This window comes from Alloprevotella sp. oral taxon 473 str. F0040, from assembly GCF_000318095.2.
In the GTDB taxonomy this organism is placed as follows: domain Bacteria; phylum Bacteroidota; class Bacteroidia; order Bacteroidales; family Bacteroidaceae; genus Alloprevotella.
In genome coordinates, this window is the sequence record NZ_KB290717.1 from 300335 (window position 1) to 313857 (window position 13523).

The window sequence follows — 13523 nt, forward strand, 5'->3', positions numbered from 1 at the left end:
ACGAATCTTCAATGGATACGAAATTTATTCTAATCAGTATTGCCGTCTTCTTCGTGGTGATCCTCGTGTTGGTGGCGATTCTGCTCGTGGCGAAGCGTTATCTCTCCCCTTCGGGCAAGGTGAACCTCACAATCAACGGTAAGGAAACAATTGAAGTAGAGCAAGGTAGCAGCGTGCTCACCACACTTTCTGAGAATGGCATCTACCTTTCTTCTGCATGTGGTGGTAAGGGATCATGCGGACAATGCCGTTGTCAAATCCCCGAAGGCGGTGGCGAAATCCTTGATTCTGAGAAACCCCACTTTTCTCGCAAAGAAATCAAAGACAACTGGCGTTTGGGTTGCCAAGCTAAGGTAAAAGGCGATATGGGCGTCAAAGTTCCTGAAAGCGTAATGGGCGTTAAGGAATGGGAATGCACCGTAATTGGTAACCGTAACGTAGCAACCTTCATTAAAGAGTTCAAGGTGCAGTTGCCTCCTGGTGAGCACATGGACTTTGAACCTGGCTCATATGCTCAAATCAAAATCCCTGAGTTCTCACTTGATTACGATAAAGATTTTGACAAGAGTCTCATCGGAGATCTCTATCTTCCAGCTTGGGAGAAGTTTGGTCTCTTAGGTCTGAAGTGTACAAATGAAGAAGCTACAGTTCGCGCCTATTCTATGGCGAACTATCCCGACGAAGGTGACATTATCACCCTTACTGTTCGTATTGCTACCCCACCCTTCAAGCCAAAAGACCAAGGCCCCGGCTTTATGGACGTGTCTCCTGGTATTGCATCTTCTTATATCTTTAGCCTCAAGCCTGGTGATAAGGTAACGATGAGCGGTCCTTATGGAGATTTTCACCCACGATACAATTCAAAGCGTGAGATGATTTGGGTCGGCGGTGGTGCTGGTATGGCTCCTCTTCGTGCACAAATTATGCACTTGCTCAAGACAAAGAATGTGCGTGACCGTGAAATGCACTATTTCTACGGAGCGCGTGCCATTGATGAAGTGTTCTTTTTGGAAGACTTCCTTCAACTTGAGCGCGATTTCCCCAATTTCCACTTCCATCTTGCCCTTGACCGTCCAGATCCCAAGGCAGACAGCCTCGGCGTGAAGTACACTGCTGGTTTCATAGCCCCCGTTATGGGTGATACTTACCTCAAGGCGCATGAAGCTCCCGAAGACATTGAGTACTACCTCTGCGGACCTCCTATGATGTCTAAGACAGTGCTTGACCTCCTCGACAGCCTTGGTGTGGAGCGTGACATGATTTCCTTCGACGACTTTGGAGGCTAATCCGCATTTCAACGATAATTCTCGCTCCCTCTCTGGCATTTCCAGAGAGGGAGTGTTTGTTTTAATCCAAATCCCCATGAAAAAACTATTTACCTTTTTAGTAGGCTGCGCCTTTTCATTGCTAGGTATGCAAGCAGCCACAGTGAACATCCATCACGTTCATCCTCTTAATTGGTGGGTTGGTATGGCTCAGCCTGAGTTGCAGATCATGATTCATGGTGACAATGTCGCCCAGTTCGAACCAGAGCTTCGTGCTCAAGGAGTAAAACTTCTCAGAACGGAACGAGTATCTAACTCCAATTACCTCTTCTTATACGTAGATACTCGTTTTGCTCAACCACAAACTTTTCAGATCTTACTGAGGGAAGGTAAGAAAGTTCGCAAGTCCCTACCCTACACCCTTGAGTCAAGACAAAAACTGAGCCGCGCTGCCTTTGATGCTTCAGACGTTGTTTACTTACTTATGCCCGATCGTTTTGCAAACGGCAATCCTAAGTTGAATAATGTCCCGGGTCTTAAAGAACCCAAGACTGACCTCAATAATCCTGATGCACGACATGGTGGTGATATCGCAGGACTACGCAGCAAACTTCCCTACTTGCAGGATTTGGGTGTGACGGCAATTTGGCCAACCCCAATGCTCGTCAACGATATGCCTAGTCACACCTATCATGGATACGCCATTACCGACTACTACCAAGTAGACCCACGTATGGGAACCAACAACGAGTTCAAAGCACTAGTGGCTGATTGCCATAACCATGGCATCAAGTATATCATGGACTGGGTATTTAATCACTGCGGAAGTGAGAACTTCCTCTTTCGCGACAGACCTTCTGACGATTGGTTCAACTTTAATAGCCAATATGAACAAACAAACTACAGGTTAGCTACGCTTACAGACCCTTATGCCTCAAAACGCGAGAGATTGCTAGCTCAAGATGGTTGGTTTGTAAAGAACATGCCCGACCTCAATCAACGTAATCCTGCAGTACTCACCTATTTGATTCAGGCTTCAATCTGGTGGACTGAGTTTGCGGATATCGACGGAATACGCCAAGACACCTATCCTTATGCAGATTTTGATGCGATGGCTGCTTGGAATCAACGCATGGAGCGTGAATATCCTGGCTTCAATATTGTAGGAGAAACATGGATTAACAACAACGTAAGTGTAAGCTACTGGCAAAAGGACAGTAAACTTGCAGCACCACGCAACACCCAACTGAAGACCGTTATGGATTTTCCTCTAATGTATGCTTTACAACAAGCTGTCAACGAGGAGACTGACGACTGGGACAACGGACTCGCTAAAATCTACAATCTACTATCTCAAGATTTCATTTACGCAGATCCAATGCATCTGCTTACTTTCTTGGACAATCATGACACCAATCGTTTCTCTTCATCGCCGGAACAAGCTAAAGACTTGCGTCGTTATCAGCAAGCTCTCACTTTGTTGCTTACACTAAGAGGAATTCCTCAGTTATACTATGGCGATGAAATCGGTATGGCTGCGAATCACGATAAAGGCGATGGGGCTATGCGTGCTAATTTCCCTGGTGGTTTTGCGGATGGACAGCCTAATGCTTTCACTGCAGAAGGAAGAGATAGCCTACAAACTGCATATTTTGACTTTACTCGTCGTATACTTAACTGGCGTAAAGGGAATACTGCATTATCAGAAGGTAAACTTACTCAGTTTACTGTGCAAAATGGAGTCTACGTTTATGCACGAACATCAAAAGACCGTCATGTAGTAGTGATTCTCAATGGTAAGAAAGAAGCACGCACTCTCAATCTTACTCACTATGCTGAGGTGTTACCTACAACTACAGCTTACAATGTCTTTACGCAACAACAAACCTCTTGGGATAAAGAACTTACTCTAGAGCCTAGAGGTATAATGATTCTGGATTTCTCTAAATAGTTTTGTTGATACAAACATAGAAAGCCAAGTAAAATCCCCCTGAATCACTTGGATTCAGGGGGATTTTTATAAGTCCAATTGGGAAGGTAGAAGTTAATGTTTAGTAGCGAGAAACAAGCCTTTTCACATCATTCTGTGCTGCCATCCGCATTAACTACTCTACTCCACCACATGAGCTATTGAACGAAGTAGACTATAAACGAAAGTTTGTTGCTTTAGTCTTCAAGTTTACGGTAACGAATGCGTTTAGGTTCTTCTGTTCCAAGACGCTTCGCCTTGTGCACTTCGTAGTCAGAATAGGAACCTTCAAAGAAGAACACATTACCGTCACCTTCAAAGGCCAAAATGTGGGTACAAATACGGTCGAGGAACCAACGATCATGGCTAATAACAACAGCACAGCCCGCAAAAGCTTCTAAACCTTCTTCTAAAGCGCGAAGCGTATTCACGTCAATATCATTGGTAGGTTCGTCCAAAAGAAGGACGTTACCTTCCTGCTTTAGTGCAAGTGCAAGGTGCAAACGGTTGCGCTCACCACCGGAGAGAACACCACATTTCTTCTCTTGGTCTGCACCTGAGAAATTGAAGCGAGAAAGGTAAGCACGCGCATTGATGTCACGGCCTCCCATACGCATAAGCTCACTACCTTGTGAAACCACCTCGTAGACACTCTTGTTGGGATCGATGTCCTTGTGTTGTTGATCCACATAGCTCAACTTTACGGTCTCTCCCACTTCAAATGTTCCATTATCGGCTTGTTCAAGGTCCATAATAAGGCGGAAAAGTGTCGTCTTACCTGCACCATTAGGTCCAATAACACCGATAATGCCGTTAGGAGGAAGGGCAAAGTTCAAATCACCGAAGAGGGTCTTTTCACCGTATGCCTTAGCAACATGCTGAGCTTCGATGACTTTGTTTCCAAGACGTGGACCATTGGGGATGTAAATCTCCAAATGTTGTTCTTTCTCTCTTTGATCTTCATTGAGCAACTTGTCGTATGAGTTCAAACGTGCTTTACCCTTAGCTTGACGAGCCTTAGGAGCCATGCGCACCCACTCAAGCTCGCGCTCAAGAGTCTTACGACGTTTGGAAGCAACTTTCTCTTCCATTTCCATGCGCTTAGACTTTTGTTCCAGCCAAGAGGTGTAGTTTCCCTTCCAAGGAATTCCTTCACCACGGTCCAACTCAAGAATCCAGCCTGCAACATCGTCCAAGAAGTAGCGGTCGTGCGTTACAGCGATTACCGTTCCTTCATATTGGTTCAAGTGTTGTTCTAGCCAGTCTATAGATTCAGCATCCAAGTGGTTGGTAGGTTCGTCGAGAAGCAAGACATCGGGCTTTTGAAGTAGCAAGCGACAAAGTGCTACACGGCGGCGCTCACCTCCAGAAAGGTACTCACACTTCTGGTCTGCAGGTGGACAATGCAAGGCAGCCATTGCACGGTCTAGCCTACTATCTAGGTTCCAAGCGTCGGTGGCATCAATAATATCTTGTAGTTCTCCCTGACGTGCAAAGAGTTCATTCATCTTATCTGCATCTTCGTAGTACTCAGGAAGCGCAAACTTTTGATTGATTTCTTCGTATTCAGCCAAAGCGTCTACTACGTGTTGTACTCCTTCTTGTACTACTTCTCTTACGGTCTTAGCATCATCTAAATGAGGTTCCTGTGCCAAGTATCCTACAGAATAACCAGGAGAGAAAACAACCTCGCCTTGATAGTCATTGTCTAATCCTGCAATGATCTTCATGAGTGTGGATTTACCAGCACCATTCAGACCAATGATACCAATCTTTGCTCCGTAGAAGAAACTAAGATAGATGTTTTTGAGAATAGTCTTATTCGTCTGTTTGATAGTCTTTGTAAGACCGACCATCGAGAAGATAATTTTTTTATCGTCTACTGTTGCCATTATATTGTGATTATATATGATTCTTTTTTGCTTAATATAGTAGTGTTGAGGAGTAAGGGCAATACATATTGTATGTATTTGACTGCAATTACAAAGGTGATGTTAAAAGGCTTAGTAACCCACCTGTCTATGTCTTCATTCAAATATAGAGAAAAGTAGGCGAAATCTGGACATCTTGAAAAGGAACTACTTTAGTGCAAATATACGAAAAAAGCACGAGTTCTCCATCCAAACTGATGACTATTGACAGAAAGTCGATAGGTCGTAAGACTTGTTCTGATGTTTAGTGCGATTATATATTTGAGCCTACTACGAGGAAGGCTAATGGCTGATCCAAGAATTAGCAAAATAATTCGATAAATCCAAGAGCATAAATCGAATTATTTGAGAGCAGAAAGCTTTGCTTAGAGTATATGGAAAGAGAGAAGAGGGATTGGAGCGAGGACGATGGGACGAATTATGGAAAATCTCTGAGATAATTTGAGTTATGTCAGACATTTTGAAGATTATCTCGGACGTTTTCAAAAAACTCTCGGATTTTCTGGCGCATTCTTGGGAGTGTATCCCCTAAAAAAGGGGGAAATTTTCTTCGGCATCTACGGATGATGCGCTGCAAACAACTAATGCACCTATGAAAGTGTAGATTGTTGCACTTGATAAGTTGTTAGTTATCGTATGATGCGCCGCCTAATTTATCATCTAATTTGTCCTCTATTTTCGGGGTGAATGCATGCTTGTTTATCCTACATTCGATTTTATAGTACGCGTCATAGACAGGATTAGCAATCACCTGAGCCCATCACTCTCCTTCTCTCAACCATTGATCGATAAGCTTGCGCGCTAAACTAATTCTACCGGGCAATTCTGGTAAGTTATTCCTGCGAAACCAACCACCTTTTTCGATTTCCTCTTCTTGGAAACGAAGTGAGCCCCCAGCATATTCTGCACGAAATCCTATCATTTGTACAAAAGGGAATGGCCATGACTGCGAGGCTACATATCGAATATTCTTGATGCTAATTCCTGTCTCCTCTAATACTTCGCGCTCAACTGTGTCTTCTAAGGTTTCACTTGACTCTACATATCCAGCTACTAGGCTATGAAAACTACCAGGAAAGCTGTGTGTGCGAATCATCAACACCTCATCGTGCCCCTTTACTCCGTCTTCTGAAGCTTTTTCTACTAAAACAATCATAGCTGGGCTTGGGGATGGCCAGTATTCTCTGCCACAATTGGGACATTGTTTGGAGATATCTGTTAGTTTATCGAGCTTATGAGCACATTTGCCACAAAACTGATGTTCCTCATCCCAGTGAAGCAGTTCCTTAAGTTTGCATACTACTTTATATTCATTGGCAGACAGGACCTCGAAAGCTTGACGCAGATGTACCAACTTCCAATCTTTAGGCAAACTTTCGGCTGCTAATTGCACTCCCTTAAAGTATTGGCCATCTGCATCTTCTATGGTTCTTACATTTTCTTGGGAAGACAGAGTTTCTAGTATCTCACTTTCTTCAGGAAGTTTTCCTTGATCCGAAAACCAAAGTTGGTCTTTTGAAAAGACAATCCAATATACTTTTGACATAAGAAATAAGCCGCATTACTCCCATCAAGAAGTAATGCGGCAAATATTTGACAGTTATTCTAAATCAATAGATTAGAGACCTAGACTTTCACGCACAGCATCAACTTTCTTCATCGCTTCTGCGCGTACTGCCTTGTAGCACTTAGGACATTCCATGTCACCGCGTACTTCGATGTAGAACTTAATCTTGGGTTCTGTGCCAGAAGGACGAACACTTACCTTAGTGCCGTCAGCAGTGAACCATTGCAAGACGTTGCTAGTCTCAGGGAAGTCAAGTGAGGTGCTGTTGCCTTGCTCATCATAAGCTTTGAGCACTTGATAATCCTTGGTGACTACAACAGAAGAACCTGCGATTTCCTTCGGAGGATTGGTGCGGAAAGCTTCCATCATGGCTTTTATCTCATCTGCACCACTCTTTCCTGGTTTCACAACATTGATAGTGTGGTTGAGTGCAAAGCCATATTCTACGTAGATGTCCATGAGAACGTCAAATAGAGTTTTACCTTGGTCTTTAGCCCATGCACAAATCTCAGCTAGTAGGCAGCATGCTGATACGGCGTCTTTGTCACGAACAATGTCTTGAGCCATGAAACCGTAACTCTCTTCACCACCACCAATGTAGGTTTCTTTACCTTCGAGAAGACGAATCACGCGAGCAATCCATTTGAAGCCAGTGTATTCGTCATACATCTTTACATTGTTTTTGTCTGCAATCGCTTTAATAAGCTCAGTAGTTACGATAGTCTTTACTACGTACTCATCACCTTTCATCTTGCCCATTGCAATACGATTCTTGATGATGTAGTAAAGGAAAATCATGCATGTTTGGTTACCATCAACAAGCACCCATTCCCCTTCATTGTTCTTGCAGGCCATACCTACACGGTCTGCATCTGGGTCAGAAGCCATGACGATGTCGGCATCAATCTTCTTAGCCAAGTTAAGGGCAAGCGTAAGTGCTTCTCCATTCTCTGGATTTGGCGACACCACTGTGGGGAAATTTCCATCTTTCACCATTTGTTCGGTAACGGTGTTTACGTTTTCGAATCCCCAACTCTTAAGAGCTGATGGAACCAGAACTCGTCCTGCGCCATGAAGAGGTGTATAAACTATGCTTAAGTCCTTTTGACGTTGAATAACTTCAGGGTCTATGCTAAGTTCCTTTACACCTTTGAGGTATGCTTCATCAATCTCTGCACCAATAGTTTGAATTAGAGCAGGATTACCTTCGAATTTAACGTCTTCTACACGTACTTTGTTTACCTCATCAATGATGCCTTTATCATGAGGGGCTAGTACTTGAGCACCATCTTCCCAGTAGGCTTTGTAACCATTATATTCTTTGGGATTATGAGAAGCTGTGAGGTTTACGCCAGACTGGCAACCTAAGTGACGAATGGCGAAGGATACTTCTGGAGTTGGGCGTAGGTCTTCGAAAAGATATACCTTAATACCATTTGCTGAGAATACATTCGCTACAGTTTGTGCAAAGAAACGGCCGTTATTGCGGCAGTCGTGACCAACCACTACAGAAATCTCTTTACGATCAGCAAAGTTTTTCAAAAGATAGTTGGCTAAACCTTGAGTGGCAGCACCTACTACATAGACATTCATGCGATTTGTGCCTGCGCCCATGATACCGCGTAGACCACCTGTACCAAATTCAAGCGTACGATAAAAAGAATCTATGAGTGGTGTCTTATCTTCTGCTTTGAGCATTGCATTTACTTCTTGCTTAGTAGCCTCATCATAGATTGGTGAGTCGAGCCACTGTTGTGCTACTGTAGCACATTGGGTAATCAATTCTTGATTTTCCATGAGAAATATCTGTGATTAGTAGTTTGTCTTTTGAGGGAGAGTTACAGCAAAGGTACATATTTTCTGCTGATAAGGCAAAAGCCTATGAGTTTTTTATTATAAAACGTCTATTATCAAGGAAGCTTCGTAATATCTATGGGCTGAAAATCGAGTGGAATATCGTCGGCCACACCTTCATTTAAAGGATTCTGCCAAATATATCGGATGCCTAAAAACATATCCCACCAAAAACTTAATCGGCTTACCTTGCTTGGTAAACGAAAAGCCGTGATAGTGATGCGCAGTAAACTACCTAGGAAGCCATGCATCATATAAAGCACGGCTCCTTTGGCATGTCGAACTTTGCGATTCGTAAAAAACTGACTACCTGTTGTAGGAGTCATAGGAATACTGCATAGCACTTGTGGAAAATATTTTATACTTGCTCCGTGACGATGAGCTTGATAAAGAAATACTTCCTCTTCTCCGCAACCTAGAAAGGATGTCCCTAGACCAAATCTTACGTCGAAAGCAGGAAGAGCGGCATCAGTACGTATTATGATCTCATAGCTTACAAAATAGTTGCCCTTGGGTTGGTGAGCATAGTCAAATTGGTGGTGAGCATACGAACGTATAGGAGAGCCATCTTCTTTAAGAACCTGCAAACAGAATATGTCTACTTCAGGATGGGTACTAGCAAGTGCAATGGCCGCTCTTAGTGTCTCGCCTGTGTAACGCACGTCGTCGTCCGCAATTGCGGCTAATTCTGTTGTACAATGCTTTAATGCATGGTTGCGATTGGCAGAAAGACCAGCTCCAAAATAGGGATAAACATGTACATCTGTCCTCTCATGAAGTACTGAAGGAATCTGCTCTAAAAACAAATCGTCAGTATACTGCATAGAAACAATATAACAGACCTCCTCAATCTGAGGAAGTAGAATGTCAGGAACGCTAGTGATGCGATCGTTAATTGTGCAGATAAGAATAGAGAGCTTAGGTTGATTCATTTATTACACATAGAGAAGAAAAATGACTTTATTAAAATTGTACTACAACTGCATAGTCTCATGCTGCACTAATTGATTCTGTAGGTCAGTGCTGGATGAGATTCTATGTAATGTATCAATTCTCGAGTGACATTGATGCGTGAATCACGACTGCTAAGCGTAACATATTGTCCTGATTCAGGATCAATTATGTGAAAATTGAGAGAACTCTCGCCTTCACTGTTTCGTACCAGATCTGACAGTTCAGCAACCAAGGTAACATCTATGGCATGAAGATTAGCATTGATAGTGATGCTTTGAACTTTTCTATCCTTTACATCAGCAAGCCAGTCAACTTTTAGAAGTTGTAAATCAGGATCTCCATCTCCCCAACGACGAGGAGCTACTCGAGCTGTGATAAAGACTGAATTGCCAACAGAGAAGTAACCTTTGAATTGCGCCCAAGTATCACCAAATATAGGAAACTCTCCTCCTCCATTAAAGTCTTCTATTCGGATTTTACCATAGGCACTACCGCGCTTTGAGATATACTCATTAGCTTGTGTCACAATACCTCCCATAGTAACCTCCTGATTAAGATAGGGATTGAGATCTTCTAGGTTGGACATGGGAAGAGTGCATAAATTATTCAACACTATAGCATATTCGTCCAAAGGGTGCCCACTGATATAGAGTCCAAGCAGCTCTCCTTCTTTGTTTAGTCTTTCTAAATCGCTCCATTTGTCGTAGATTGGGGGCGACTTTGGTTTACTAATTTCCACGGCATCGCTTCCTCCAAAGAGACTGTTATGAATCTCATCTTGTTCTTGTTGAAAACGTTGTCCATAAGAAATGAGCGTTTCAATAAAAGTATAGCCTAAATCATTTTTGGCGAAGTATTGTTCACGCGTAAAATCTTCGAAACTATCAAAGGCTCCAGCCAATACTAAACATTCAACGTTCTTTCGATTGCATGCGTTGAGATTGACTCTTTCAAAGAAGTCATAGAGATCTCTGAATTGGCCATTCTTTTCTCGTTCATCAATGATGCTCTGCACCGCATTATCGCCCAACCCTTTGATACCAGCTAGGCCGAATCGTACATCACCTGTGTGGCTAACTGAGAATTTCCGGAAACTTTCGTTGACATCTGGACCTTTGCAGACGATTCCCATAGCTTTAGTTTCAGCCAAAAATTTAGAGAGATCTGCAATATTGCCTAAGGCTCGGCTCATCACAGCCGCCATATATTGGGATGGGAAGTTGGCTTTTAGGTAAGCTGTTTGGTAAGCCACCCATGAATAGCAGGTTGCGTGACTTTTGTTGAAAGCATAGGAAGCAAAGGCAGTCCAGTCTTTCCAAATTTTTTCCAAAGTTTCTGAGGCATAGCCATGCTTTTCTCCTCCAGCAACAAACTTGGGATACATGTGGTTTAGCTTATCTATAAGCTTTTTTCCCATGGCCTTACGCAAGTTATCACTTTCGCCTCGTGTAAAGTCTGCTATTTCACGAGACAAAAGCATCACCTGTTCTTGATATACCGTGATACCATAAGTGTCCTTGAGGTATTTCTCCATGCAAGGGAGATCGTACGTAATAGGCTCAATTCCGTGCTTACGTTTGATAAATTGCGGAATGTACTCCATGGGCCCTGGACGATAAAGAGCATTCATCGCAATCAAATCCTCAAAAGTCGAAGGGTGCAGCTCTCGGAGATATTTCTGCATACCTGGAGACTCAAATTGGAAGGTGCCAATGGTTCGCCCATCACAATAGAGGTCATAGGTTGCGGGGTCTTCAATGGACACCATGTCAATGTCCACTTCAATACCGAGAGAGAGTTTGATATTCTCTAAAGCTTCACGAATGATTGACAGTGTTTTGAGACCAAGAAAGTCCATTTTAATGAGTCCTGTCTCTTCAATGACACTTCCTTCGTATTGTGTGCAGCGAAGTTTTTCTCCAGTTTCTTTGTCTGTGGCAGTAGAAACAGGAACCCAGTCGGTTATATCATCGCGACAGATGATAATACCACAAGCGTGTACACCTGTATTGCGTACATTCCCTTCCAACATTTTAGCGTAACGAATCGTATTGCGCATCAAAGGATCAGCAGAAGCTTCTGCTTCTCTAAGTTCTGGAATTGCTGCAATTGCGTTTGGAAGGTTCATCTTCGGAACTTTACCATTGTCACCAGCAGGAAGTTTGTCAGGTATGAGTTTGCAGAGACGATTGGACTCGCTCAACGGTAACTGAAGTACTCTTGCTACATCTTTGATAGCCAATTTAGTAGCCATTGTACCATAGGTAATAATATGGGCTACTTTTTCTTCACCATATTTGTCTGTTACCCATTGTAACACACGTCCTCGACCATCATCGTCAAAGTCTACGTCAATATCAGGAAGAGAAATACGATCAGGATTCAAGAATCTTTCAAAAAGCAAGTCGTATTTGATGGGGTCAATATCAGTAATGCGTAAGCAGTATGCCACAGCACTTCCCGCTGCACTACCACGACCTGGCCCAACTAACACACCAAGCTCTTTGCGGGCAACCTTAATGTAATCTTGCACTATAAGAAAGTACCCTGGGAAACCCATGGTCTTCATAATATGCAGTTCAAATTTGATACGTGCCTCCGTCTCTTCATCAAGAGGGTTACCATATCTCCAATGCGCTCCCTCATAGGCAAGCTTAGCTAAATAGTCAGCCTCGAGTTTAATGCGATAAAGTTTGTCGTAACCTCCAAGTTTTTTTATCTTGGCTTCTCCTTCTTCTCGGCTAACTATGACATTTCCATTCTCATCTTGGGTAAACTCATCGTAGAGATCCGATTCCGTATACTTTTGTCGGTAAGACTCTTCTGTGCCAAAGTCCTCAGGAATTTCGAAGTTGGGCATGATAGGCCCGTGATCTATAGAGTACTCCTCTACTTTGTCTACAATTTCTTGTGTTGTAGCCAATGCTTCAGGTAGATCCTTGAAAATTTCGTTCATCTCAGCCTGCGATTTGAACCATTCTTGCTTTGAATACAGCATGCGATTCTCATCACGGACGTAATGGTTAGTCGAAAGACAAATTAGAAGGTCATGTGCTTCAGAATTATCTTCGTCAACAAAATGAGCATCATTGGTACAAATATACTTGACTCCACATTTTTTTGCTAAACGTATAAGGCCCTCGTTAGCTCGTTGTTGAAGTGGATAGGTTTCTCTGTTGGCGCGCTGAGCAGGATCTTTGACTTCATGACGTTGAAGTTCAAGATAATAATCTTCTCCAAAGCGTTCTTTAAACCACATTACTGCTTTTTCCGCTCCTTCTTCGTCCCCAGCGAGCAGTTTTTTGGGAATTTCACCACCTAAACAAGCAGAAGAGATTATAAGCCCTTCTTTAAATTGTTCTAGATCTGCCTTATCGGTACGCGGTTTCATGTAGAAGCCATCCACCCAAGCACGGCTAACCAGTTTAACTAAGTTGTGATAGCCAACTTCATTCTTAGCTAACACGACTAAATGCCAACCACTGCGGTCTTCTTTGAGTGTCTTATCAAATTTAGTCCGACGTGCACAATACATTTCACAGCCAATGATCGGTTTGAAAGCCATCACTCGCTTTGCTTTGTCCATAGCTTTCTTTGTTTCTGCTATGGCATCTGACAATACCCTCCCATCTTCTAAGATGGTTGTCATTGGGTCTGCGTTAGAGTCTTCTATTTTAGATTGAAGCTCTTTGAGATAAGTTTCGGCTTTCTTGAAATCTTTGCTGGCGCCACTCTTCTTTTTCTGTACATAGTTATAAAAATCTTTGACTCCCATCATACTTCCGTGATCGGTCAAAGCCATTCCGCGCATGCCATCGGCTATGGCTTTATCGACCAATCGAGAAATTGATGCCTGACCATCAAGAATGGAGTAATAAGAGTGGACATGCAAATGTACAAACGGAATCATAATGCAGAATATACGGCAAGGAAGGTGATTACTCTAAGTGATACTATTTGAAATAACTTCGTCTTAAGTCTAA

At 42.9% G+C, this 13523-nt stretch carries 7 protein-coding genes; 2 read left to right on the top strand and 5 right to left on the bottom strand.

The genetic code is table 11. The features are described from left to right. The first annotated feature begins 11 nt into the window (after positions 1-11). Together nqrF and HMPREF9999_RS06890 are read left to right on the top strand one after the other, a co-directional pair. Complete coding sequence (gene nqrF / locus HMPREF9999_RS06885) at positions 12-1286, top strand: NADH:ubiquinone reductase (Na(+)-transporting) subunit F (protein ID WP_009437800.1); 1275 nt, start codon at positions 12-14, stop codon at positions 1284-1286. 76 nt (positions 1287-1362) lie between these two features. Then, positions 1363-3216 carry a glycoside hydrolase family 13 protein gene (locus HMPREF9999_RS06890; protein WP_009437801.1) on the top strand — a complete coding sequence of 618 codons (1854 nt, stop codon included), beginning with the start codon at positions 1363-1365 and terminating at the stop codon, positions 3214-3216. A 215-nt stretch (positions 3217-3431) separates the two neighbouring features. On the opposite strand, the gene ettA is transcribed toward HMPREF9999_RS06890, so the two are convergent. From ettA to dnaE, 5 genes are all read right to left on the bottom strand, one after another. Then, positions 3432-5126: an energy-dependent translational throttle protein EttA gene (gene ettA, locus HMPREF9999_RS06895; protein ID WP_009437802.1), complete on the bottom strand. Its 1695-nt coding sequence runs from the start codon at positions 5124-5126 to the stop codon at positions 3432-3434. Positions 5127-5925: 799 nt separating this feature from the next. After that, entirely contained in the window at positions 5926-6711 is a 786-nt protein-coding gene (gene nudC, locus HMPREF9999_RS06900; RefSeq protein WP_009437804.1) for an NAD(+) diphosphatase, read from the bottom strand. 72 nt (positions 6712-6783) lie between these two features. Further along, positions 6784-8529, bottom strand: a complete 1746-nt coding sequence (locus HMPREF9999_RS06905) for a phospho-sugar mutase (RefSeq protein ID WP_009437805.1) — start codon at positions 8527-8529, stop codon at positions 6784-6786. A gap of 113 nt (positions 8530-8642) precedes the next feature. Continuing rightward, positions 8643-9518 carry a glycosyltransferase gene (locus HMPREF9999_RS06910; RefSeq protein ID WP_009437806.1) on the bottom strand — a complete coding sequence of 292 codons (876 nt, stop codon included), beginning with the start codon at positions 9516-9518 and terminating at the stop codon, positions 8643-8645. Positions 9519-9586: 68 nt separating this feature from the next. Then, entirely contained in the window at positions 9587-13450 is a 3864-nt protein-coding gene (dnaE, locus tag HMPREF9999_RS06915) for a DNA polymerase III subunit alpha (protein WP_009437807.1), read from the bottom strand. Between the last annotated feature and the right edge of the window lie 73 nt (positions 13451-13523).